19 protein-coding genes and 2 pseudogenes are annotated in these 24,750 nt (G+C 66.8%); 13 read left to right on the top strand and 8 right to left on the bottom strand.

From position 1 onward, the window contains the following. The first annotated feature begins 9 nt into the window (after positions 1-9). The gene (locus HCU76_RS00405) at positions 10-246 is read left to right on the top strand and encodes a DUF1653 domain-containing protein (protein WP_213955005.1); all 237 of its coding nucleotides are present in this window, start codon (positions 10-12) and stop codon (positions 244-246) included. A gap of 129 nt (positions 247-375) precedes the next feature. On the opposite strand, the gene purN is transcribed toward HCU76_RS00405, so the two are convergent. Beyond that, the gene (gene purN / locus HCU76_RS00400; protein ID WP_213955006.1) at positions 376-960 is read right to left on the bottom strand and encodes a phosphoribosylglycinamide formyltransferase; all 585 of its coding nucleotides are present in this window, start codon (positions 958-960) and stop codon (positions 376-378) included. A gap of 162 nt (positions 961-1,122) precedes the next feature. On the opposite strand from purN, the gene HCU76_RS00395 reads away from it, so the two are divergent. The 3 genes from HCU76_RS00395 to HCU76_RS00385 all read left to right on the top strand — a co-directional run bounded on the left by HCU76_RS00395 (position 1,123) and on the right by HCU76_RS00385 (position 4,975). After that, a complete protein-coding gene (locus tag HCU76_RS00395; protein ID WP_213955007.1) occupies positions 1,123-2,304 on the top strand; it encodes an acyl-CoA dehydrogenase family protein in 1,182 nt (393 codons plus the stop codon). A gap of 13 nt (positions 2,305-2,317) precedes the next feature. After that, the gene (locus tag HCU76_RS00390; RefSeq protein WP_218508146.1) at positions 2,318-3,433 is read left to right on the top strand and encodes an acyl-CoA dehydrogenase family protein; all 1,116 of its coding nucleotides are present in this window, start codon (positions 2,318-2,320) and stop codon (positions 3,431-3,433) included. 162 nt (positions 3,434-3,595) lie between these two features. Then, positions 3,596-4,975: an alpha/beta fold hydrolase gene (locus HCU76_RS00385; RefSeq protein ID WP_218508145.1), complete on the top strand. Its 1,380-nt coding sequence runs from the start codon at positions 3,596-3,598 to the stop codon at positions 4,973-4,975. Here the strand turns inward: HCU76_RS00385 and HCU76_RS00380 are convergent, their stop codons facing one another. Continuing rightward, positions 4,976-5,533 (bottom strand): HNH endonuclease, encoded by a 558-nt coding sequence (locus HCU76_RS00380; protein ID WP_218508144.1) that lies wholly within the window; start codon positions 5,531-5,533, stop codon positions 4,976-4,978. A 172-nt stretch (positions 5,534-5,705) separates the two neighbouring features. On the opposite strand from HCU76_RS00380, the gene HCU76_RS00375 reads away from it, so the two are divergent. The 4 genes from HCU76_RS00375 to HCU76_RS00360 all read left to right on the top strand — a co-directional run bounded on the left by HCU76_RS00375 (position 5,706) and on the right by HCU76_RS00360 (position 11,993). Next, positions 5,706-6,716 (top strand): bifunctional riboflavin kinase/FAD synthetase, encoded by a 1,011-nt coding sequence (locus tag HCU76_RS00375; protein WP_218508143.1) that lies wholly within the window; start codon positions 5,706-5,708, stop codon positions 6,714-6,716. 109 nt (positions 6,717-6,825) lie between these two features. After that, positions 6,826-9,669, top strand: a complete 2,844-nt coding sequence (ileS, locus tag HCU76_RS00370; protein WP_218508142.1) for an isoleucine--tRNA ligase — start codon at positions 6,826-6,828, stop codon at positions 9,667-9,669. Continuing rightward, entirely contained in the window at positions 9,669-10,178 is a 510-nt protein-coding gene (gene lspA, locus HCU76_RS00365; protein ID WP_213955013.1) for a signal peptidase II, read from the top strand. The genes ileS and lspA overlap by 1 nt, the downstream gene beginning before the upstream one ends. A gap of 150 nt (positions 10,179-10,328) precedes the next feature. Further along, positions 10,329-11,993, top strand: a complete 1,665-nt coding sequence (locus tag HCU76_RS00360) for a Na/Pi cotransporter family protein (protein WP_218508141.1) — start codon at positions 10,329-10,331, stop codon at positions 11,991-11,993. 97 nt (positions 11,994-12,090) lie between these two features. On the opposite strand, the gene HCU76_RS00355 is transcribed toward HCU76_RS00360, so the two are convergent. The 3 genes from HCU76_RS00355 to HCU76_RS00345 form a co-directional block, all read right to left on the bottom strand. Next, complete coding sequence (locus HCU76_RS00355) at positions 12,091-13,128, bottom strand: bile acid:sodium symporter family protein (RefSeq protein WP_218508140.1); 1,038 nt, start codon at positions 13,126-13,128, stop codon at positions 12,091-12,093. A gap of 71 nt (positions 13,129-13,199) precedes the next feature. Next, positions 13,200-13,592 carry a response regulator gene (locus HCU76_RS00350; RefSeq protein ID WP_218508139.1) on the bottom strand — a complete coding sequence of 131 codons (393 nt, stop codon included), beginning with the start codon at positions 13,590-13,592 and terminating at the stop codon, positions 13,200-13,202. Between the two features lie 104 nt (positions 13,593-13,696). Then, entirely contained in the window at positions 13,697-14,683 is a 987-nt protein-coding gene (locus tag HCU76_RS00345; protein WP_218508138.1) for a quinone oxidoreductase, read from the bottom strand. A gap of 53 nt (positions 14,684-14,736) precedes the next feature. Here HCU76_RS00345 and HCU76_RS00340 point away from each other — a divergent pair, with 53 nt between their 5' ends. Together HCU76_RS00340 and HCU76_RS00335 are read left to right on the top strand one after the other, a co-directional pair. After that, entirely contained in the window at positions 14,737-14,916 is a 180-nt protein-coding gene (locus HCU76_RS00340; RefSeq protein ID WP_218508137.1) for a hypothetical protein, read from the top strand. Then, positions 14,913-15,450, top strand: a pseudogene (locus HCU76_RS00335) (nucleoside/nucleotide kinase family protein). The gene HCU76_RS00340 and the pseudogene HCU76_RS00335 overlap by 4 nt, the downstream one beginning before the upstream one ends. A 27-nt stretch (positions 15,451-15,477) precedes the next feature. Here HCU76_RS00335 and HCU76_RS00330 read toward each other — a convergent pair. Together HCU76_RS00330 and HCU76_RS00325 are read right to left on the bottom strand one after the other, a co-directional pair. Beyond that, positions 15,478-15,588 (bottom strand): annotated as a pseudogene (locus tag HCU76_RS00330) (helix-turn-helix domain-containing protein); the annotation flags it as partial. Between the two features lie 118 nt (positions 15,589-15,706). Beyond that, the gene (locus HCU76_RS00325; RefSeq protein WP_218508136.1) at positions 15,707-16,510 is read right to left on the bottom strand and encodes an SDR family oxidoreductase; all 804 of its coding nucleotides are present in this window, start codon (positions 16,508-16,510) and stop codon (positions 15,707-15,709) included. 249 nt (positions 16,511-16,759) lie between these two features. Between HCU76_RS00325 and HCU76_RS00320 the strand changes: the two genes are divergently transcribed. The 3 genes from HCU76_RS00320 to HCU76_RS00310 all read left to right on the top strand — a co-directional run bounded on the left by HCU76_RS00320 (position 16,760) and on the right by HCU76_RS00310 (position 23,685). Next, on the top strand, positions 16,760-22,393 hold the full coding sequence (locus HCU76_RS00320; protein ID WP_218508135.1) for a PA14 domain-containing protein: 5,634 nt from the start codon (positions 16,760-16,762) through the stop codon (positions 22,391-22,393). Positions 22,394-22,672: 279 nt separating this feature from the next. Continuing rightward, complete coding sequence (locus tag HCU76_RS00315; protein WP_213955021.1) at positions 22,673-23,119, top strand: hypothetical protein; 447 nt, start codon at positions 22,673-22,675, stop codon at positions 23,117-23,119. Beyond that, on the top strand, positions 23,116-23,685 hold the full coding sequence (locus HCU76_RS00310) for an SCO family protein (protein ID WP_213955022.1): 570 nt from the start codon (positions 23,116-23,118) through the stop codon (positions 23,683-23,685). The genes HCU76_RS00315 and HCU76_RS00310 overlap by 4 nt, the downstream gene beginning before the upstream one ends. Positions 23,686-23,874: 189 nt before the next feature. Here HCU76_RS00310 and HCU76_RS00305 read toward each other — a convergent pair whose 3' ends face one another. Next, positions 23,875-24,750, bottom strand: coding sequence for a DMT family transporter (locus HCU76_RS00305; protein WP_218628198.1), 876 nt, complete (start codon positions 24,748-24,750; stop codon positions 23,875-23,877).

Here is a 24,750-nt window from a genome sequence, read left to right as displayed (position 1 = left end):
CGAAGCTACATGCAAGACGCCGACCTGCCGCCGTTCATTGAAACCCCGCCCGGCCGCTACCGCCACTACAAGGGCGGCGAATACGAGGTCCTCGGCACCGTGCGCCACAGCGAGACGCTGGAGCCCATGACGCTCTACCGCGCCCTCTACGGCAGCCATGGCCTCTGGGTGCGACCGGCGGCGATGTTCGGCGAGACGGTCGAAATCAACGGCGTCGCGCAAGCGCGCTTCGCCAGGATCCCGTGAAGGCGCGGCCGGGACGCCCGTCGGTGCAGGCGAATCCGGCCATGATCTTCCAGGGATGCGATCTCGATGTTTCCCGGTCAACACCCGGTGAGCCCAGTCGGCCCACCGTAGTTGAAACATTTTGTCACATTACCGGGTAGCGAGCCATCCCTCGATCGCGTGAGGGTAGATGCGGTGCTCCTGGGTGAGCACGCGCGCGGCCAGTGTCGCGGCATCGTCGTCTGGCAGGACGGGCACCACCGCCTGCGCGAGGATCGGTCCGTGGTCCAGTTCCGTCGTCACCTGGTGCACCGTCACGCCGGCCACCTTGCAGCCAGCCTCGAGGGCGCGCCGATGCGTGTGCAGGCCGGGAAACGCCGGCAGCAAGGACGGATGGATGTTGATGAGTCGTCCGGCGTAGTGGTTGACGAAGCCCGGCGTGAGAATCCGCATGAAGCCCGCGAGCACGACGAGCGCCGGTGCGTGCTGGTCGATTTCCCTGGAGAGCGCGGCGTCGAAATCCTCGCGCGCTGCGAAGCCACGATGGTCCACCGCTGCAGTGACGACGCCCAGGTCTTTTGCGAACTGCAAGCCGCCGGCCGCCGGCTTGTTGCTGATCACCGCCGCCACGCGCGCATCGAATCGCTCAGCCCAGCGACCCCGAGTGGCCGCGCGCACGATGGCCGCCATGTTGGAGCCGCCGCCGGAAATCAGGATCACGATGTTCTTCTGCATTGGGCCCGGATTATCCCGGCACGGCCTCGGGCGAAGCCCCGGCCTAAACTGCCGGTCCTTGTCGCCGCGCGGACACCTCGCATTCGCACGCTCGTGCTAAAACGCTGGCCGGCACGGAGACAGCCGCCCTTCGGCGGCACCGGACAAATTGGAGAGGCAAGCATGGATTTGAGCTTCACGCCCGAAGAACAGAAGTTCCGCGAAGAGATTCGCGCCTGGGTCAAGGAAAACCTTCCGAAGGAGACCGCCCACAAGGTCCACAACGCGTTGGAATTGACGCGCGACGATCTGCAGAACTGGGCCAAGATCCTTGGCAAGAAGGGCTGGCTGGGCTACGGCTGGCCCGCCAAGTTCGGCGGCCCGGGCTGGACCGCGGTGCAACGGCACTTGTTCGAGGAAGAGTGCGCGCTGGCTGGCGCGCCCCGCATCATTCCCTTCGGCCCGGTCATGGTCGCGCCGGTGATCCAGGCTTTCGGCAATGAGGAGCAGCAAAAACGCTTCCTGCCCGGCATCGCCAGCGGCGAAGTCTGGTGGAGCCAGGGCTACAGCGAACCGGGCTCCGGTTCCGACCTGGCATCCGTCAAGACCAAGGCCGAGCGCAAGGGCGACAAGTACATCGTCAACGGCCAGAAGACCTGGACCACCCTCGGCCAGCATGGCGACTGGATGTTCAACCTCGTGCGCACCAGCAGCGAAGGCAAGCCGCAGACCGGCATCAGCTTCCTGCTGCTCGACATGAAGTCGCCCGGCGTGACGGTGCGCCCGATCAAGCTGATCGACGGCAGCGTCGAAGTGAACGAAGTGTTCTTCGACAACGTCGAAGTGCCGGTCGAGAACCTGATCGGCGAGGAGAACAAGGGCTGGACCTATGCCAAGCACCTGCTCTCGCACGAGCGCACCAACATCGCCGACGTGAACCGCGCCAAGCGCGAGCTGGAGCGCCTCAAGCGCATCGCGAAGCAGGAAGGCGTGTGGGAAGACCAGCGCTTCCGCGACGAGGTCGCCAAGCTCGAAATCGACGTCGTCGCGCTCGAGATGATGGTGCTGCGCGTGCTGTCGGCCGCAACCTCCGGCAAGAACTCGCTCGACGTGGCTGGCCTGCTGAAGATCCGTGGCAGCGAGATCCAGCAGCGCTACAGCGAACTCATGATGCTCGCCGGCGGCCCGTACTCGCTGCCGCTCATCCGCGAAGCGATGGAAGCCGGCTGGCAAGGCAACTTCCCGGGCGGCCATCCAAACCTGGCGCCGCTGGCATCGACCTTCTTCAACATGCGCAAGACCACCATCTACGGTGGCAGCAACGAAGTGCAGCGCAACATCGTGGCGCAAACCGTCCTGGGCTGAGGAGACCAAAACAATGGATTTCAATTTTTCTGACGACCAGGAACAACTGCGCGACGCCGTTCGCAAGTGGGTCGACAAGGGCTACGATTTCGCACGCCGCAGTGCCACCGAAGCAGCGGGCGGCTTCTCCCGCGAAGCCTACGAGGAACTGGCCGGCCTCGGGTTGGCCGGCCTCTACATTCCCGAAGACGATGGTGGCATGGGCATGGGTCCGGTCGAAGGCATGGTCGTGATGGAAGAACTGGGCCGCGGCATCGTGCTTGAGCCCCTGGCCCAGGCGCTGATTTCCGGCGCGGTGCTGGCCGCCCACGGCGACGAAGCCCTGAAGGAAAACTGGTTGCCGCGCATCGCCGGCGGCCAGGCCATCGTGGTGCTCGCCTACCAGGAGCGCAAGGCCCGCTACAAGCTCGACCAGTGCGCCGCCCAGGCCACTGCGGCCGGCAGCGGCTACACGGTGACCGGCGAGAAGAGCATCGTGCCGGTCGGCGACGAAGCCGACGCGTACCTCGTGCCCGCGCAACTCGACGGCAAGATCGCCCTCTTCCTGGTCGAGCGCTCGGCCAGCGGCGTCGAGGCACGCGGCTACGGATTGCAGGACGGCAGCCGTGGCGCCGAAGTGGTGTTCGACAAGGCTGCGGGCACCCTGATCACCAGGGACGGCCTCGCGGCCCTCGAACACGCAGTTGACGTCGGCATCGCCGCCACCTGCGCCGAAGCGGTCGGCGTGCTGGACAAGACGATGGACATCACCGTCGAATACCTGAACCAGCGCAAGCAGTTCGGGGTGACGATCGGCAGCTTCCAGGCCCTGCGCCACCGCGTCGCGGACATGAAGATGCAACTGGAACTGGCGCGCTCGATGAGCTACTACGCCACGCTCAAGCTCAACGCCCCCACGGCCGAACGCCGCCAGGCGATGGCGCGGGCGAAGTACCAGCTTGGCGTGGCCATGCGCTTCGTCGGCGCCAACTCGGTTCAGTTGCACGGCGGCATCGGGGTGACGGACGAGTACATCGGCAGCCACTACTTCCGCAAGCTGACGCAAATGGAGATGACCTTCGGCGATTCGATGCATCACCTGGGCGAGGTGTCGGCACGCATGAACGACACCGCTGGCGTCTTCGCCTGAGGCCTTTGATCGCCCCGAGGATCGCGGTATTGCGTGCCGCTTTCGCTCCTCGGGAAGAGCAAGACCAGCGCGCCGGCAAACCGGTTCCGCTGCACCGTCAAAATGAATCAACGCCCGTTGGCAAATGCTGACGGGCGTTGTTGTTTGCACTTGAGGAACACCATGCACACTCGCCGTCACATCCTCGCCACCGGCCTGGTCACGTCCTTGCTTGCCGCCTGCTCCACCATGCCTTCGTCCGCTGACCGACCGCCCATCGTCTTCGTCCACGGCAACGGCGATTCAGCGGCGCTGTGGCAGACGACGATCTGGCGCTTTGAAACAAATGGCTGGCCGCGCGACCGGCTCATCGCGCTCGACCAGCCGATGCCGCTGGCGCGCGACAACGACAACGTGCCGCAGGCGGGTCGCTCTTCGACAGCCGAGTCGATGGCTTTCCTGCAGGGCGAAGTCGATCGCGTGCTGAAGGCAACCGGCGCCAGCAAGGTCATCCTGATCGGCAATTCGCGCGGCGGCAACACGATCCGCAACTATGTGCAGAACGGTGGCGGCGCGAGCAAAGTGAGCCAGGTCGTGCTGGGCGGCAACCCGGCGCATGGCATCTGGGCGATCCCGGGCTTCAACGAACAAAGCGAGTTTTCTGCGCTGTCGACGTTCATCCTGCGACTCAACGCGCCGAAGGGCCCGAACGGGGACGAGGTCACGCCCGGCGTGAAATGGCTGACGCTGCGCTCCGACAACAACGACAAGTTCGCGCAGCCCGACGGTGTCTGGATCGGCGCACCGGGCAAGGCGACCAACGTGCCCTACGACGGCCCCGCTCTGAAGGGCGCGACCAACCAGGTGCTGCAGCGCGTGGACCACCGCGAGACCTCCTTCTCGCCGGCCGCCTTCGCCGCGACCTGGCAGTTCCTCACGGGCGCGCCACCGAAGTCCATGGACATCGCGCCGGAATCCGCCCTGACGCTCGACGGGCGCGTGACCGGCTTCGGCCTTTCCAGCACTGACCCGGCCAGCGGCCAGTTCACGAACAACCTGCCGCTGGTCGGCGCACAGGTCGCGGTCTACGCCACCGACCCAATCACGGGCGTGCGCCGAGGTGATGCCGCGCATCGCAAGACCGTCGGCACGGATGGCCGGTGGGGGCCGTTCGCGTCACAGCCCGGCACGGCCTACGAATTCGAGGTCATCGCCCCCGGCTATGCCACGACGCACATCTACCGCAGCCCGTTCCCCCGCAGCAGCAGCGTAGTCAATCTGCGCCCGGACCGCATCCTGCCCGCGGACCGCGACGCCCAGGCCATCGTCATCCTGACCCGCCCACGCGGCTACTTTGACGCGCAGCGCGACACCATGCGCTTCGACGGACAGACTGTGCTTCCCGGCGTGCCGCCCAGGGGCGCAGGCGTCTCCAGTTCAAAGATCAAGCTCGACAACGGCGCGCAACGCGCCATCACCGGCGAGTTCAACGGCGAGCGCATCACGGGCCTGACGTGGCCAGCAGCGCAAGGTCACATGACGCTCTTGGAGCTGACCTACTGACTACCCGTGCAGGCGCGAAGACTGCGGCAAGTGCGCCATGAGAAATTCCATCTGGTCCGCCAGGATGCGCCGGTTGCGCAGAATGAAGTCTTCCCACAGGCTGGGCACATAAGGCGCGTAGAGAAGGGGCATGTTGGCCTGCTCGGGCGTGCGGCTGCTCTTGCGATGGTTGCAGGGCTTGCAGGCCGTGACCACGTTCATCCACACGTCGACGCCGTTCTGGGCGAAGGGAATGATGTGCTCTCGCGTCAGGTCGTCTTCATGGAAGTGGCCGCCGCAGTACGCACAGATGTTGCGGTCGCGGGCGAAGAGCTTGCTGTTGGTGAGGCCCGGGCGCTGCTTGAAGGGATTGATGCGCGGCACGCCCTTGGTGCCGATGATGCTGTTGATGACGATCTGCGACTGCTTCCCCGTCAAGGCGTTGTGCCCGCCGCGGAACAACGCGATCTCGCCGCCGGCTTCCCAGCGCACTTCGTCCGCGGCGTAGTGCGTCACCGCCTGTTCGAGCGAAATCCACGATTGGGGCAGCCCTTGGGCTGACAGCTTCAAGACCTTCACCACCACGCCTCCAGAAAAGACGGACCACGGAGAGAGACCAGCTACCGGTGCAAGGAACGGGCCGCGACCGCCTGCTTTCGTTGCACTGCGTCACAATATACCGGCTTTATGACAATATGCCCCGTGTGTGCCCATTCCGCGGGCGCAGCGTGCTATCAAAAAGATACCAACCATGCAGGTTTTCCGCGGGTTCCGGCATCCCGGCATCGCGCCGGCATGCGCCCTCACCATCGGCAATTTCGACGGCGTGCACCGTGGCCACCAGGCCATGCTGGCGCTGCTCGACACCGAGGCGCGTCATCGCGGCCTGCCGAGTTGCGTGCTGACCTTCGAACCCCATCCGCGCGACTACTTTGCCGCGATCATGAAAAAGCCGGACCTGGCGCCGGCCCGCGTCGGCACGCTGCGCGACAAGCTCACCGAGCTGGCCGCCTGCGGCGTGGCGCAGACCGTGGTACTGCCCTTCGATGCCCGCCTGGCCGGCCAGACGCCAGACGAGTTCGTCGACCGCGTGCTGGTCAAGGGCCTGGGTGCGCGCTATGTGCTGGTGGGAGACGATTTCCGCTTCGGCGCCAAGCGGGCCGGTGACTACGCGACGCTCGATACGGCTGGCGACCTCCGGGGCTTCGACGTGGCGCGCATGCAGAGCTACGAGGTGCACGGCATGCGCGTGTCGAGTTCCGCGGTTCGGGAAGCCTTGGGCAAGGGCCGCATGGCCGAGGTTCAATCGCTGCTGGGCCGGCCCTACAGCATCAGCGGCCATGTCGTGCATGGGCGCAAGCTGGGCCGTACCCTCGGTTTTCCCACGCTCAACTTGCGCTTCAAGCACTGGAAGCCAGCCGCCAACGGGATCTTCGCGGTGCTGGTGCACGGGCTGGTCGACCGGCCGATCCAGGGCGTGGCCAACCTGGGCGTGCGTCCTTCGCTCGACGCCAACGACGTGAACGCCGGGCGGGTGCTGCTGGAGACACATTGCCTCGAATGGCCCGCAGAGCTCGCTGCTGAACTTGGCAGCCAGGGGGCCTACGGTAAAATCGTCCGCGTGGAACTGCTGCACAAACTGCACGACGAATTGCGCTATCCCAGCCTCGAGGCCCTGATGTCGGGCATCGCCAAGGATGGCGACGATGCGCGCGCGTTCTTCGCCTCCACCCATCGCCAGACCACGCGCGACCGAATTTAGAGCGGAACCTTCGCTTCCGCCGCGTGCGGCGCGCGCCTTGATCAGACGCGCCTCACGCCCCATCGATTCTTCGAGCGTTGCATGTGCAGCGCAGATTTCTGGAACCCCCATGTCCGACAACAAAACCGCTGGCGCCACCGACTACCGCGCCACCCTCAACCTGCCCGACACCCCCTTCCCGATGCGCGGCGACATGGCCAAGCGCGAGCCGGGCTGGGTCAAGCAATGGGAAGACGAAGGCCGCTACCACCGCCTGCGCGACGCACGCGTCGGCGCGCCCAAGTTCATCCTGCACGACGGCCCGCCGTATGCCAACGGACAGATCCACATGGGCCATGCGGTCAACAAGATCCTGAAGGACATGATCACCAAGGAGCGGCAGCTCGAAGGCTTCGACGCGCTCTACGTGCCGGGCTGGGACTGCCACGGCCTGCCGATCGAGAACGCGATCGAGAAGAAGTACGGCCGCAACCTGAGCCGCGACGACATGCAGGCCAAGAGCCGCGCCTTTGCCACCGAGCAGATCGCGCAGCAGATGGTCGACTTCAAGCGGCTGGGCGTGCTGGGCGAATGGGACCATCCCTACAAGACGATGGACTTCGCCAACGAGGCCGGCGAACTGCGTGCGTTCAAGCGCGTGATCGAGCGCGGCTTCGTGTATCGCGGGTTGAAGCCGGTGTACTGGTGTTTCGACTGCGGCTCGTCGCTGGCCGAGTTCGAGATCGAGTACGCGGACAAGAAGTCGCAGACCGTCGACGTGGCCTTCAAGGCGCACGACCTGGCCAGGCTCGCCGCCGCCTTCGACCTGCCTGCCTTGAGCAAGGACGCCTTCGCCGTCATCTGGACGACGACCGCATGGACGATCCCGGCCAACCAGGCGATCAACCTCAACCCCGAGTTGGACTACGCGCTGGTCGACACCTCGCGCGGCCTGCTGGTGCTGGCCGCCTCGCTGGTCGAGATGTGCATGAACCGCTGGGCGCTCGATGGCGAGGTGCTGGCGACCGTCAAGGGCGAGAAGCTCGGTGGGCTCGAGTTCGAGCATCCGCTGTACGACGTCGATGCCGGCTACAGGCGCCTGTCGCCGGTTTACCTGGCCGACTACGCCACCGCCGACGACGGCACCGGCCTGGTTCACTCCTCGCCGGCCTATGGCGTGGATGACTTCAACTCCTGCATCGCGCACGGCGTGGCCTACGACGACATCCTGAACCCGGTGCAGGGCAACGGCAGCTACGCGCCGGAGTTCCCGCTGTTCGGCGGCCAGAACATCTGGAAGGCGGTGCCAGTCATCATCCAGGCACTGCGCGACGCCGGCCGCCTGATGACGACCGAGGCCATCACCCACAGCTACCCGCACTGCTGGCGCCACAAGACGCCGGTGATCTACCGCGCGGCGGCCCAATGGTTCGTGCGCATGGACGAGGGCGAAGGCGTGTTCACCAAGGACAAGGCGCCGAAGACCCTGCGCCAGACCGCACTCGAAGCCATCGAGCAGACCAGCTTCTACCCCGAGAATGGCAAGGCGCGCCTGCACGACATGATCGCCAACCGGCCCGACTGGTGCATCTCGCGCCAGCGCAGCTGGGGCGTGCCGATCCCCTTCTTCCTGCACAAGGATTCGGGCGAGCTGCATCCGCGCACGATGGAGATCCTCGACCAGGCCGCCGACATCGTGGAAGAAGGCGGCATCGAGGCCTGGAGCCGCGTGACGACCGAGGAGATCCTCGGCGCCGAGGACGCGCCCCACTACACGAAGAGCACCGACATCCTCGAAGTGTGGTTCGACTCCGGCTCGACCTTCTGGCACGTGCTGCGCGGCACGCATCCGACGGTGCATCACGCGACGGGCCCCGAAGCCGACCTGTACCTCGAAGGGCATGACCAGCATCGCGGCTGGTTCCATTCCTCGCTCTTGATCGCCTGCGCATTGGAAGATCGCGCGCCCTACCGCGGCCTGCTGACGCACGGCTTCACCGTCGACAGCCAGGGCCGCAAGATGAGCAAGTCGCTCGGCAACGGCATCGACCCGCAGGAGGTCAGCAAGAAGCTGGGCGCGGAAATCATCCGACTGTGGGTCGCAGCCAGCGACTATTCGGGCGACATCGCCGGCGACGACAAGATCCTCGCGCGGGTGGTCGATGCGTATCGGCGCATCCGCAACACGCTGCGCTTCCTGCTGGCGAACACCAGCGACTTCGACATCGTGAAGGATGCCGTGCCGCTCGACCAGTTGCTGGAGATCGACCGCTATGCCTTGAGCCGCGCCGCGCAGTTCCAGGCCGAGATCCTGGCGCACTACAAGGTCTACGAGTTCCATCCGGTCGTGGCCAAGCTGCAGGTGTACTGCTCGGAAGACCTGGGCGCGTTCTACCTCGACATCCTGAAGGACCGGCTCTACACGACCGCCGCGGGCTCGCACGCGCGCCGCAGCGCGCAGACCGCGCTCTGGCACATCTCGCAAGCCATGCTGCGCTGGATGGCGCCGTTCCTGAGCTTCACGGCCGAAGAGGCCTGGGCGCTGGTGGGCGACGGCCAGTCGATCTTCGCGCAAGTGTTCAGCCGCTTCGACGCGCCGGACGAAGCGCTGCTCGCCAAGTGGAACCGCCTCCGCGAGATCCGCGACGACGTCAACAAGCAGATCGAGGCGGTGCGGGCCGACGGCAAGGTCGGCTCGTCCTTGCAGGCCAACATCGAACTCACGGCCGGACCGGAAGACCATGCACTGTTGGCCAGCCTGGGCGATGACCTGAAGTTCGTGTTCATCACGTCGGCCATCATGCTGGTGGCGGGCAGCGCCGTGCTGACGAAGGTGATGGTCAGCACCGACACCAAGTGCGAGCGCTGCTGGCACTACCGCGCCGACGTCGGCCACGATGCGGCCTACCCGACGATCTGCGGCCGCTGCACCAGCAACCTGCATGGCGCCGGCGAAGCACGGAGCTATGCCTGATGGCCGGTAAGCGTTCTACTTCCTCCGCCTCCGCCTTCGGCGCCGGCGTCTGGCCCTGGCTGGGACTGGCCGCGATCATCCTGATCGTCGACCAGTTCACCAAGACGCTGATCCTCGGCTACTACCAGTACGGCGGCGTGACCGAGGTCACGGGCTTCTTCAACATCGTTCGGGCGCACAACACGGGCGCTGCGTTCTCGTTCCTGGCCGATGCGGCGGGCTGGCAGCGATGGATGTTCACCGCCATCGGGGTGGCGGCCGCCGTGTTCATTTTCTGGATGCTCAAGAAGCACGCGGGGCAGAAGCTGTTCTCCTTTGCGATGGCCTGCATCCTGGGCGGCGCCATCGGCAATGTGATCGACCGCATGATGCACGGCTACGTGGTCGACTTCCTCGACTTCCACCTGGGCGGCAAGCACTTCCCGGCCTTCAACGTGGCCGACAGCGCGATCACCATCGGCGCGGTGTGCCTGGTGCTGGACGAATTGCGGCGCGTCAGGAAGACCTGAGCCCGAGGGGCCGGGTCAGGCCCGGTCCGCACCGCCCGCGCGGCCGACGCCGAAGCGTTGTCGCCGGGCCACTTGCAGCATCGCGTCAGGCGCCGCGGGGGCGGCAAGACACGAGCACGGGGCAGGCGTGCCCTATAGTGGCCCTGCTACATGAAACATTTGTTGAACTTGTTGGCAGCGGTTGCGCTGCTGGTCTGGGGGACCCAACTCGTTCGCACCGGCGTGCTGCGGGTGTTCGGGGCCAACCTGCGCAAGTTCCTCGCGCGCAGCATGCGCAATCGCTTCACGTCCGCCCTGTCGGGCATCGCGGTCACGGCGCTGGTGCAGTCGAGCACGGCCACCTCGCTGATGACTTCGTCCTTCGTCGGGCAAGGGCTGGTGACGTTGCCGGCCGCGCTGGCCGTGATGCGCGGCGCCGATGTGGGCACCGCCCTGATGGCGGTGCTGTTCTCCACCGACCTGTCGTGGCTTTCGCCATTGTTCATCTTCGTGGGCGTGGTGCTGTTCATCACCCGCTCGGCCAGCGCGGCGGGGCGCATCGGGCGTGTGTTGATCGGGCTCGGATTGATGCTGCTGGCGCTGCAGCTGGTGGTGCAGGCGACGGGTCCGCTGTTCTCCGCGCCCGCGGTGCGCGCACTGCTGGCCTCGCTCAACAGCGATGTGCTGCTGGAGATCACCATCGGCGCGGCGTTCGCGGTGGTGGCCTATTCGAGCCTGGCCGTGGTGCTGCTGGTCGCGGCCATGGCCAGTTCGAACCTGGTGCCGCTCGACGTCGCGCTGGGGCTGGTGCTCGGCGCCAACCTGGGCAGCGGCGTCCTGGCCGTGCTGACGACGGCGAAGTCCAGCGTTCCGGTGCGCCACGTGACCGTCGGCAACCTGGTGTTCAAGCTGTTGGGCGTGGCTGTCGCCGCGCCGTTCGTCGGGCTGTATCTCAAGCACGTGAGGCCCTATGTGGCGGACGCGACGCACCTGGTGGTGCTGTATCACCTGGCCTTCAACGTGGTGGTGAGTGTCGGTTTCATCGGGCTGACAAGCCGCGTGGCCGCGCTGGTGACGCGGCTGATGCCGGTGCCGGTGGAGTCCGTTGCCAGGCAGCGGCAGCATCACCTGGACCCGTCCGCGCTGTCGACGCCCAGCCTCGCCATTTCGAACGCGGCGCGCGAGGCGCTGCACCAGGCCGACATCGTCGAGACCATGCTGATCGGCATGCTGAACGTGATCCGGAACAACGACCTGCAACTGGCGCAGGAGTTGCGCCAGCTCGACGACACGGTGGACGAGCTGTACTCATCCATCAAGTACTACATGACGAAGATTTCGCGCGAGGCGCTCGGCGAGGACGAGAGCCGGCGCTGGACCGACATCATCAGCTTCACCATCAACATGGAGCAGATCGGCGACATCATCGAGCGCGTGATCATCGACATCGAGGACAAGAAGATCAAGCCGCAGCGCAATTTCTCCGAGGCCGGGATGGCCGAGATCGCGGAGCTGCACCAGCGGCTGGTGGCCAACCTGCGGCTGGGCATGAGCGTGTTCCTGAACGGCAATGTGCGCGACGCGCAGAAGCTGCTGCAGGAAAAGGCGCGCTTCCGCGACCTGGAGCGCGCCTATGCATCCACCCACCTGGACCGGCTGTCGGAACAGACCGCGCTGAGCATCGAGACCAGTTCGCTGCACATCGACCTGATCAGCGACCTCAAGCGCATCAACTCGCACATCTGCTCGATCGCCTACCCCATCCTCGATCTGGTCGGGGCGCTGACGCCAAGCCGGCTGCGGACGTCGCGGCTGGGCGAACTGGAGGAGTCCTGAAGGGTGCGGAATTTTCGCGATGCCTTCGCCGGTGACACCCACCGGGATTTCGCGCGAGTGGCCGAGGGCCTATGTCACGCCATCAATGGGCCTTATATTAATCAGCCGTGGCCTCTGCAGCCGCTTCCGCCGGACTGACAAGCGGCGCCGCTGAACCAGCCGCCGGCTCGACACGCCGGGCATAGCGCTGCGCCAGCACCGCGCACACCATCAGCTGGATCTGGTGGAACAGCATCAGCGGCAGCACGATGGCGCCGACCGCATGCGACGCGAACAGCACCTTGGCCATGGGGACGCCGCTGGCCAGGCTCTTCTTGGACCCGCAGAAAACGATGGTGATCTCGTCGGCCTTGTCGAAGCCGAGCTTGCGTGCGATCCAGGTGGTGCTGGCGAGCACCACCGCGAGCAGCACCGCGCACACGACGACCAGGCCGGCCAGTGCGCTCAGGGGCACCTGCTTCCACAGGCCTTCGATCACGGCCGCGCTGAACGCGGTGTAGACCACCAGCAGGATCGAACCCTGGTCGACGAACTTGAGCACGTGTGCATGCTTCTTGGTGAAGCCGCCGATCCATGGACGCGCGAAATGGCCGACCGCAAAAGGCAGCATCAGTTGCAGCAGGATGCGGCCGATGGCGTCGAGCGCGCCGCCGGCACCACCGCCGCCGTGCGGAACGACGAGCAGGTTGACCAGGATCGGCGTGACGAACACGCCCAGCAGCGTGGACGCCGAAGCGCTGCACACAGCCGCCGGGATATTGCCGCGCGCCATCGACGTGAAGGCGATGGCCGACTGCACCGTGGCTGGCAAGACGCAGAGGAACAGCACGCCGGTGTAGATCTCGGGCGTGACCAGCGGGGATAGCACCGGCTTGAGCGCAAAGCCGAGCAGCGGGAACAGCGCGAAGGTGCAGGCGAACACCAGCAGGTGCAGCCGCCAGTGCGCGATGCCGGCCAGGATGGCCTCGCGCGACAGCTTGGCGCCATGCAGGAAGAACAGCAGGCCGATCGCGAAGGTGGTCAGTCCTTCGAAGAAGCTGGCCGTCGCCCCGCTGGCCGGCAGCAGGCTGGCAAGCACCACCGTGGTCACCAGGGCGAGCGTGAAGTTGTCGGGGAGGAAGCGTGATCGGGCCATAGGCGCAATTGGAAACGCGCGCCATTCAAAAGTGAAATGGATTTATCTGATAGATATATTCATCGCCCGCATCAATAGGCGCTTTGCGGCTCCTCGCGGCGGCGCAGGCAGAAGTCGATGAGGTCGTCGAGTTCGCTGGCCTTGTCGAACACGGCGTCGGCGCCGAGTTGGGCACACTTGCGGCGCATGTCGGTCGACGTGTGGTTGCTCAGCACGACGATCTTTTGCGCAGGATCGCGGTCGCGGCAGGCCTCGAGAATGCGCAGGCCGGTGCCTTGTTTCAGGAACAGGTCCACGATGGCCAGGTCCCACTCGTCAGCGTGCGCTAGGAGCCAGCGCGCGCCGTCCTCCTCCGAATCGGCCGTGCCGACGGGGTCGACATGCGCCACCACGCGCAGCGTCTCGACGAGGTGATGACGAATCGTCGCGTTGTCCTCGACGATGAATGCTCTGACTGCAGCCATGGGTCTCCTTATCGGGCGGGAGGCTATGACTCGGTCGCACAGCGATACGCCGTCCCTGCGCGCTACCGAAAGTAGGAGAACTCCCCGTGCTCGAGACTACGCTGTCAAAGTGTCAGTACGGTGCAACCGGTGGTCTTGCGCGCTTCGAGGTCGCGATGCGCCTGCTGCACATCCGCCAGCGGGTAGCGTTGCTCGACCGGAATCTTCACGGCTCCGCTCTCGACCACGGCGAACAGGTCGTCCGCCATGGCTTGCGTGGTCTCGCGCGTGGCAATGTGGGTGAAAAGCGTCGGCCGCGTTACATAAAGCGATCCCTTGGACGCCAGCAGGCCCAGGCTGACCGGCGGCACCGGCCCGGACCCGTTGCCGAACACAGCCAGCAGGCCGAACGGTCGCAGGCAGTCGATCGAGCCCTCGAAAGTGTCCTTGCCGACCGAGTCATAGACCACCTTCACGCCCTTGCCGCCGGTGATCTCCCTGACCTGCTCGGCAAAGTTGCCGGTGCTGTAGTTGATCGCATGGGCGGCGCCATGGTCCAGCGCCAGCTTGCACTTGGCGTCGGTGCCGGCGGTGCCGATGAGTTTCAGCCCGAGCGCCCTCGCCCACTGGCAGGCAATCAGGCCCACGCCGCCTGCGGCCGCGTGGAAGAGGATGTGGTCTCCGGCCTGCAATCCTTCCGCGGGCAAGGTCTTCTTCAGCAGGTATTGCGCGGTCAGGCCCTTCAGCATCATGGCCGCGCCAGTCTCGAAGGAGATGCTGTCGGGCAACTTGCAGACGCTCTTGGCCGGCATCACGCGTAGCTCGCAATACGCGCCCGGGGGCTGGCTCGCGTAGGCGGCGCGGTCGCCGGCCTTGAGGTGCGTGACGCCCTCGCCCACCGCCTCGACCACGCCGGAAGCCTCCATGCCCAGCAGCAGCGGCATCTGGAACGGATAGAGCCCGCTGCGTTGGTAGGTATCGATGAAGTTCAGGCCCACCGCCTTGTGGCGAATGCGGATCTGGCCTGGGCCCGGATCGCCCACATCGACCTCGACGATCTTCAGTTCTTCCGGGCCGCCATGGCGGTCGATACGGACGGCTTTGCTCTGCATGTGCGGGAGTCCTCGCAGTGGTCAGGTGAACGGGGGATGGATCGTGCCACGAAATGAAAACCAATGTCGCAGCAGCGAGACAGGCCTGCGGGAAAGTCCTTGCTTCCGCCACGGCGGCGCACGGCCACGCGCTCCGTCCGTACAAGAGCTTCACGGCGCGCGCACAAAAAGCGAAGAACGACGGCGATTTCGGCGAAGCCTGCCGCGGCGCAGCCTGTACGCTGCGTCGATGAACACCCTGCCGACCCTGCCCTCCGTTCCCGCGGATGCCCTGCTGCGCCTGGACGCCCTGCTGGCCAGCGGCCAGCGCAAATTGCTGGGCTTGATCGGCGCACCGGGCTCGGGGCAAGTCCACGTTGGCGGCGGCACTGCTCCAGGCGGTCGGAACGGACCGGGCCCAGGTCGTGCCGATGGATGGCTTCCACCTCGCGAACGTCGAACTCCAGCGCCTCGGCCGCGCCGGGCGCAAGGGCGCCCCCGACAGCGGCGCCATCGCAGTGCTGCCTTCCACGCAACTGGTCATCACCGAAGGCAACTACCTGCTGCATGACGTGGGGCCTTGGGCGGGTGCCGCGCGGCTTCTCGACGAGACCTGGTATGTGGACATCGAGGACACGGTGCGTGAGCAACGCCTGGTCCGGGGCCATCGGCAATTCGGCCGCAGCGCGGAGGCCGCACTGGCCTTGGTGGCCAGCACCGACGCGCCGAACGCCCGGCTCATCGTCGCCACGAAGTCGAGCGCCGACCACGTGCTCGCATGGTCCTGAGTCTCGTTCGCCTCGCCTGCAGGCGCGTCAGCGATCGCCGCCGAACTTCTTGCGAAACGCGGAAGGCGTCATGCCCTTCACGTCGAGGAATCGGCGATTGAAGTTGGCGACGTTGTTGAATCCGACATCGCAGCAGATCGTCGGAGAGGGTTGGCGTGAGGGCATGCGGCGCTTGAATGGTGACGCCGCCGCGCCCTCATCCCAGCCTTCTCCCCGAGGGGAGAAGGAGCAAGACATGGAGCGCAGTCGCAGGCGTTCAGTACGTCCCGGGATACGCCCCGCCATCCGTCAGCACGTTCTGGCCGGTGATGTATCCGGCCTGCATGCTGCACAGGAAGGCGCAGGTCGCCCCAAACTCCTCTGCGTTACCGAATCGGCCTGCCGGAATGGTCCGGGCCCGGGCGGCGCGGATGGTGTCGATGTCCTGGCCGGTCTTCTTCGCGGTGCCTTGCATCGTGCCCTTCAGGCGGTCGGTGTCGAAGGCGCCCGGTAGCAGGTTGTTGATGGTCACGCCCTTGGCGGCGATGGAGGTGCGCGCCACGCCGGCGACGAAGCCTGTGAGCCCGCTGCGCGCGCCGTTCGACAGGCCGAGGATGTCGATCGGCGACTTCACCGAACTGGAAGTGATGTTGACGATGCGCCCATAGCCGCGCGCGGCCATGCCGTCGACCGTGGCCTTGATGAGTTCGATCGGCGTGAGCATGTTGGCGTCCACGGCCTTGATCCACGCGTCGCGGTCCCAATCGCGGAAGTCACCCGGCGGCGGTCCGCCCGCGTTCGTGACGACGATGTCGTAGTCGGCATGCGCGGCGAAGGCTGCGGCGCGTCCTTCGACCGTGGTGATGTCGGCCGCCACATGCTTGACGAAGGGCGCGGCGGCGCCCGTCCCGGCGGCTCGCAGCGCGGACAGCTGCGCCGCTGCCGCCTGCAACGCGTCGGCGCCGCGCGCCACGATCACCACGTTCACGCCCTCGCGCACCAGCGCTTGCGCGCATCCCAGGCCCAGGCCCTTGCTCGCGCCACACACCAGGGCCGTCTTGCCCGCAATCCCGAAATCCATTGTTGAAATCCTCTTGCTCGTTGAAGGGAATAGTTCCGCGCGCCGAAGCCTTGGACACGCAAAAGAGCGGTGATGATCGTCCTAACGTGGTTCTGTGTCGACACTCAATCGATGAACACCGCAATACGTGCGAAACGTATTGGTTGTCCGCGCATTGATTCGATAGCATGTGAAATTAGTCACGAATCGCGGCCTTTGATTGAACAGGCCCGCCGGTTTGGTGCTAACTAAAAGACTCAGGGAGAAAGCGTGAATTTGCGATGGGTAGGCTTGGGCGCCGGCGTGGCCGCGGCATTGTTGTTGGGCTCCTGCGGGGGCTCGTCGGACCGGGAGGGCGGCCAGTTCGGCGGAATCACCGGGCAGCCGGCTTCCGCGGATTTTGCCGCGACCTTCGAGAAGCAGCGCGAACTCCGCCGCAAGATCGCCGCCCCTGCGCAGGCCCAGTGGTCCGCCGTGACCGACCTCTCCCTGGTGCCAGCCTCGGCCTCCGCCCTGCCCGACGGCAAGGTCTTGCTGTGGGCCGGTGAAAGCCGCTTCGCCGTGTCGAGCGACAGCAGCCGCACCTATTCGACCCTGTTCGATCCGGTCGCCATGACCGCGACCGACCGCCTGGTCAGCGAGACCGGGCACAACATGTTCTGCTCGGGCACGACCACCCTGGCCGACGGCAGCCTGCTCGTGGCCGGCGGCAGCGGTGAATCGAACACCAGCATCTACAACCCCGGCACCGCCCAGTGGACCACCGGCCCGGCACTGAAGATCAGCCGCGCCTACAACGCCAACACGATCCTGTCGGACGGCTCGGTGCTGACCATTGGCGGCTCCTGGGACCTCGGCAACGCCGGCGGCAAGGATGGCGAGGTGTGGAACGCGGCCACCGGATGGCGCAAGGTTCCGGGGCTGAAGATCGATTCCATGCTCTCGCCCGGCGGCGCGGAATACTGGGTGTCCGACAGCCACTTCTGGCTGCACCCGGCCGGCAACGGCAAGGTGTTTCATGCCGGTCCGGGCCGGCAGATGCACTGGCTCGACACGCGTGGCGAGGGCTCCGTCGAAGCCGTCGGCCCGCGCGCCGACGATGCGTTCAGCATCACCGGCAGCGCGGTCATGTACGACACCGGCAGGATCCTGAAGGCCGGCGGCGTCGACATGGCCACGACGGACAAGTCCAGCAACCAGAGTTACGTGATCGACCTCAACGCCGGCGTGTCGGTGCGCAAGATCAATCCGATGGCCTACCCGCGCGCCTACCACAACGCGGTGGTGCTGCCGAACGGGCAAGTGGTCGTGATCGGCGGCCAGACCATCGCGCTCGGCTTCAGCGACAGCAATGCGGTGATGGTGCCGGAACTGTTCGATCCGATCACCGAGACCTTCACGCCCATGCCCGCGATGTCGGTGCCGCGCAACTATCACAGCGTCGCGGTGCTGCTGCAGGACGGCCGCGTGATGTCCGCCGGCGGCGGCGTGTGCGGCGAAGGCTGCGCGGCCAACCACGCCGACCTCCAGATCCTCTCCCCGCCCTACCTGTTCAATGCGGACGGCAGCACCGCCACCCGCCCGGTGCTGCTGAGCGCACCCGCACGCGCGGTGTACGGCAGCACGGTGACCGTGAGCACCGACAGCCCGGTCGCGGCGTTCTCGCTGGTGCGCATGTCCTCGACCACCCACACGGTCAACAACGACCAGCGCCGGCTGTCGCTGGCCTTCACCAGCCTCGGCGACAATAATTACAAGATCGACGTGCCGAGCAATCCCGGCTGGGCGCTTCCCGGCGTCTACATGCTGTTTGCGATGAACGCGAACGGGACGCCTTCGGTCGCGAAGATGGTCACCATCGACGGCACCGGCGCACCGCAAATGGCCGCGCCCAACGATCAATTGAGCGCGGTCGGCTCGACGCTGAACCTGCCGGTTCGCGCCACCAATCCGGGCGGCGCGCCGGTCAGCTACAGCGCCGACGGCCTGCCTGACGGCCTGCGCATCGACGCGGCCACGGGCGTCATCAGCGGCAGTCCGAGCCGCATCGGCACCTACGTGGTCAAGGTAACGGCAGCCGCCTCCGGCAGCGCGGTGAGCTGGCAGTTCCAATGGGTCGTCAACGATTCGAATCCGGCTTCGCGCTACGTCAAGCTGGTGTCCAACAGCTCGTTCAACGACAGTCCTCTGGCTTCGATCGCCGACCTCGACCTGTTGAACGAGGAAGGCGCCATCCTGCCCCGGGACCTCTGGACGGCCACCGCAAGCAGTGCAGAGACGCGCGGCGAATACGCGCCCGCGGCATTCGCGATCGACGGGAGCCCCGACTCCTACTGGCTCTCTCAGTGGTCGGATCCGCTGGCGGTGCAGCCGCATTCCTTCGTGATCGACATGGGCACGATGCAGCGCGTCGGCGGATTCGCCTACCGGCCGCGCCAGAACAGCGACAACTCGACGATGGCGCGCTACGAGGTCCATGTCAGCGCCGACGGGGTGAACTGGGGCCCGCCCGTCTCGCAAGGGGATCTCCGCGACTACGGACCCAACCTCGGGCGCAAGACGGTGTACTTCAACAACGTCGCACTGGGCAGGCCGGCCAGCGCGTCGTCCGAACAGGCAGGCGGCGCCGCCGCGCGCGCCGTCGACGGGGTAAACGACGGCAACTGGGCCTTCAGCTCGACCACCCTGACCGAGAGCAGCGCAAACCCGTGGTGGGAAGTGGACCTCGGCGCCGACTTCCGCATCCACGCGTTGCGACTGTGGAACCGCACCGATTGCTGTGCCGACCAACTGGGCAACTTCCAGGTGATGGTCTCGTCTGCGCCGATGTCCGGCAGGAGCTACGAGGCATTGATGGCCGACGACAGCGTGGGCAAGACGCTGGTGCCGGGCACTGCCGGACGCCTGACCACCTTGACCCCCGGCGCGACCGGGCGCTATGTGCGCGTGCAGCTTGCCGGCACTGGCGCCCTGAGCCTTGCGGAGGTCGAGGTGTTCGGCGTACCGGCGGCCAATCGACCGCCATCGCTGGGCGCGGTGGCGCCCCCCGCCACGCACCAGGGCGAGCAAGCCGCCTTCGCACTCGCCGCCAGCGACCCCGATGGCGACCCGCTCGCCTTCGAAGTGAGCGGCCTCCCCGCTGGCGTCAACTACGACGCCGCCAGCGGCATGATCGCCGGCTATCCATCGCAGAGCGGAAACTTCAGCGTGACCGCCACCGTCAGCGACGGCCGCGGCGGCACCGCCTCCAGCCGTTTCGACTGGCGCATCCTGAACCCGCTGCCCGTGATCGAGCCCATTGCCGCACCCGCGGTGGGCGCGGGCCGAAGCGCAAGCTACACGGCCAGCGCGGGCGCTGACGGCAGCCTCCAATACAGCTGGGTGTTCGGCGATGGCAGCCCTTCCACAGGCTGGATCGCCGACGGCGGCGCCAACACGACCCATGCCTTCGCGGCGCCGGGGGTCTACAACGTCACCGTCTCGGCCCGCAGCGCGGACGGCACGGTCGTGACACGCAGCTTCATGCAGGCCGTCATCGGCAGGGAAGGCCCACCGGCGGGCGCGCCGGGGGGCCCACCCGCCGGCACCGGCGCCACCAGCGCCATTGCCAGTTCCATCCTGGCGGTGGAGCCACGCGCGGGCGCCAGCGAGCGCGTCTGGGTGCTCAACCAGGATGCGGACACCGTATCCGTCTTCGACTCCAGCGACGGCTATCTGGTGGCCGAGATCGCGGTCGGGGTCCAGCCGCGCAGCGTGAGCCTCGGCAAAGGCATTGCCGTCGTTGCCAACAAGGGAGCGGCCAGCCTCAGCGTGCTGGGCACCGGCACGCTGAAGGCAGTGCGAACGGTGGACTTGCCGCGCGGGTCACAGCCGTACGGCGTGCTCGTCGCGCCTGACGGCAGCACCTATGTGGCGCTCGAAGCTACCGGTCGCCTGCTCAAGTTCGACAATGCCTGGACCCAGACTGCCGACGTGGCCGCCCCCGGCGTGCGCCACCTCGCCCTGTCGGCTGACGGCAAGCGCCTGCTGGCCACGCGCTTCATCACCGCACCACAGCCCGGCGAAGGCACGGCCAGCGTGCGCGGCGACGTCGACGGCATGAAGACCGGCGGCGAGGTCACCGAATTCGACCCCGCCACGCTGGCCGTGGTCCGCCGCTTCGTGCTGCAGCACAGCGACAAGGCGGACGGCTCGGTGCAGGCGCGCGGCGTGCCCAACTACCTCGGCGCGCCCGCCATCGCACCCGACGGCCAGAGCGCGTGGATCCCGTCCAAGCAGGACAACATCCGGCGCGGCGGCCTGCGCGACGGCCAGCCACTGAGCTTCGAGAGCACCGTGCGTGCCATTTCCTCCCGCCTGGACCTGGCGACGAACACCGAGGACTATCCCGGCCGCGTCGACCACGACAACAGCGGCGTGGCCAGCGCCGCCGTCTACCACCCCAACGGCGCCTACATTTTCGTGGCGCTCGAAAGCTCGCGAGAAGTCGCTGTGCTCGACGCCGCCGGCAAGCGCGAGCTGATGCGCCTGGCGGTGGGCCGGGCGCCGCAGGGCGTGGCAGTGTCGACCGACGGCATGCGCCTCTACGTCAGCAACTTCATGGACCGCACGGTCGGCGCCTACGACCTGGGTCGGCTGCTGCAATACGGCGAGCCCACCATCGGCCTGATCGGCGCCGTGCCTGGCACGACCACCGAAAGGCTGGCGCCCGAGGTCCTGCGCGGCAAGCAGTTCTTCTACGACGCCAGGGACCCGCGCCTGGCCCGCGACGCCTACCTGAGTTGCGCAAGCTGCCACAACGACGCGAGCCATGACGGCCGCACCTGGGACTTCACCAGCCTTGGGGAAGGCCTGCGCAACACGATCTCGCTGCGCGGCCGGGCCGGCGGCCAGGGCCGGCTGCACTGGAGCGGCAACTTCGACGAGCCACAGGACTTCGAAGGCCAGATCCGCAACCTCGCCCGCGGCACCGGGCTCATGACCGATGCCGCATTCAACGCCGGCACCCGCAGCCAGCCGCTGGGCGACCCGAAGGAGGGTCAAAGCGCGGACCTGGATGCGCTGGCGGCCTACCTGCGCTCGCTCAACGCATTCAGCGCGAGCCCGCTGCGCAGTGCAGACGGCAGCCTCACCGCGCAGGCCGTCAATGGCAAGACAGTGTTCGCCGCGCAGTGCGCCACATGCCACGGCGGCCCCGCCTTCACCGACAGCGCGACCAATCGCCTGCACAACGTCGGGACCCTCAAGCCGGGCAGCGGCAAGCGCCTCGGGGCACCACTCAACGGGCTCGACACGCCCACGCTGCGCGACGTCTGGGCCACCGCGCCGTACCTGCACGATGGCACGGCGGCCACTGTCGAGGACGCCGTGCGCGCCCACGCAAACCTGAGCCTGAGCGACGCGGACCTGCTCGCCGTCAGCGCCTTCGTCAAGCAGATCGGCAACGAGGAGACCCGCGCGCCCCACGTCCCGGGCAGCGGCACCGGGCTGTTGGGCAGCTACTTCAACAACATCACGTTGAGCGGGCAGCCGGCGCTCGTGCGCGTCGAACCGGTGGACTTCGACTGGGGCCTGGGCTCGCCCGGCGCGCCGATCGGCGTCGACTTCTTCTCGGCACGCTGGACCGGCATGATCGAGGCGCCCGCCACGGGCAGCTACCAGTTCCGTACGCTGCTGGACGACGGCGTGCGGCTGTGGATCGACGACAAGCTGATGATCGACCACTGGACGTACCACCCGGACTACGACACCACCGCGCCGCTGAACCTGGTGGCCGGTCGCCTCTACCGCATACGCGTCGAGTACTTCGAATGGACGCACGGCGCGTCGATGCGCCTGGAATGGAAGCCGCCCGGCGCGGGCGCGTTTTCGACGACGCCTGCCGAACGCCTTTATCCAGGCTGAGCACCGCGCGGTGAGACTGCCGGGGCGAGATCCTTCGTGCCCCGGCCCAAGTTCGTCACGCAAGTCGCACCGCCAGTCGGTGGCAGCCCTGCAGGTCTTGTTACGATGAAAAGTCATCCTTTCGTTTGCCGCGCGTTGCATCGGCCAGCGATGCCGAAGGTGGGATGAACAAGAAAATCAGGGAGAGGAAGAAGTGAAGCTACGTTCAATTGGCAGGGGGCGGGTGTGGCCTTGCGCAGTGACAGGGCTTGTCCGGCACGGCGTCGACGGGCATCCGTCATGAAGCGCGGCCTGATCCTCCCGGTCGTGGTGCTGGCGATGATCGCCGTGGCGAGCGGACTGTCGTCAGGAGCCGATGCGCCGTTGCCATCCGGTGTCGCCACCGCGGGGCGCAGCGCATTCGTCGGCGAAAAGCCGCTGGTGGCGCGCCTGCCGGGCCACACCTTCGACCTGCCGGCAGAAGCCGTGCGATGCATCAACTGCCACGCGCCCTCCACCGGCACCACCGGGCAGACGGCATTCGCACCGCTCCTCACCTCCAGGTATCTCAATGAGTTGCGCTCCCGGCGCGGCGGCCCCGGCAGCCGCTATGACCCCGCCTCGTTCTGCCGGCTGCTGCGCGAGGGCCTCGACCCGGCCGGCGTGATGGTCAACACCGCCATGCCGCGCTACGACATCTCGCCCCAGGGATGCGACGACTTGTGGGCGCACCTGAGTTCGCAATGAAGCGCCGCGCCATCCTGCGCGCCAGCATGGCCGCGCTCCCCGCGCTGTGCTTCGGGACGGCGCGCGCGCACAACGCGGCCGGCGAAGTGCGCCCGCCGCTGCCGGCGCCCGACATCCAGGTGACATCGAATGGCGGCAGCAAGTCGCAGCTGCGGGACCTGCTCGCAGGCCGGGCCACTGCGCTGCAATTGATGTTCACGGGTTGCAGTTCGGTGTGTCCGATCCAGGGCGCGTTGTTCGCGCAAGTGCAAGCCGCATTGCCGCGCGGCGATGCGCCGCTGCAATTGCTGTCGGCCAGCATCGACCCGCTGGGCGACGACCCCAGGGCATTGACCGCATGGCTGGGCCGCTTCGGGGCGGGTCCGCGCTGGAGCGCTTTTTCGCCCGCGCCCGCGTCGCTCGACCGCTGGCTGGACTTCCTGGCCGGCCGCAGCGTGGGCCCCGACAAGCACACGGCCCAGGTCTACTTCTTCGATCGCCAGGCCCGGCTGGTGCTGCGCACCGTTGATTTCCCCAGGCCCGCCGAGGTCGCGCGCCTGCTGGCCCAGTTGGTCGCACTGAAATGACCAACGTGCCAAGAAGGTGCGAAGATTTCGTAGCGAGGGCGCCGAGCTCGGGTTGAGGAGCGGAACCGTACTCAGGTACGGTGACAACGAAGTTGCGGCAAAGGCTAACAATTGCGCGAAGCGCTTGTTATGCCGGAGTCAACACCGGAGGCCCGGGATCGGTGGCCGCAGTAGAAAGATTCGTACCGTCTAGCGACCGGTGCGCGTGAACACGAAGATGCCAGCGATCACCAGCACCGTGCCCGCCGCGATCCAGACGGTGAAGGGCTCGCCCAGGATGACGATGCCCATCAGGATGGTCGACATCGGCCCGATCATGCCGGTCTGTGCCGCCACCGCGGCGCCGATGCGTTCGACGGCCATCATCACCATCAGCACCGGCACCGCGGTGCAAGCGGTGGCGTTGAGCACCGACAGCCAGATCACCTCGGGCGCCACCGCAAAGGCCGCGCTCACCGGCCGCAACACGGCGAACTGCGCGATGCAGAAGAGGCACGCCACGCTGGTCGCCAGGCCCACCAGGCGCAGCGACGCCAGCCGCTTGACGAATTCGCCGCTGTACACGAGGTAGCCGGCATAGCTCACCGCACTGAGGAAGCAAAGGAACGCGCCCCACGCCGCCGTTCCGCCGCCCGCGCCCGTGCCGCCCCAGATCTCGTGGCCGAACACCAGCGCGACACCGGTGTAGCTGATGGCCATGCCGACGAGTTGCGCGCGCGATGCGCGGCGCCGGTACAGCACCCAGCCGAACAGCAGGACCAGCGTCGGATTGAGATACAGGATGAGCCGCTCGAAGCCGGCGCTGATGTACGCGAGCCCCGCAAAGTCGAGGAAGCTGGCGAGGTAGTAGCCGGAGAAGCCAAGGCCCAGCACGCCGAGCCAGTCGCGCGTCGTGAGCGCGGGCTTGCCGCGCCCCGCCCACCAGGCCATGAGCGCGAACAGCGGCAGTGCGAACAGCATGCGCAGCATGATCAGCGTGACCGCGTCCACCCCATGGCGGTACGCGAGCTTGACGATGATCGCCTTGCCGCTGAACGCGATCGCGCCCACTGTCGCAAGCACCAG

Origin of the sequence: Variovorax sp. dw_308 (assembly GCF_019207085.1) — a bacterium.
Lineage (GTDB): Bacteria > Pseudomonadota > Gammaproteobacteria > Burkholderiales > Burkholderiaceae_C > Variovorax.
Note: the sequence above shows the minus strand (reverse complement) of the source record. Positions and strands in the feature narration are given on the sequence as shown.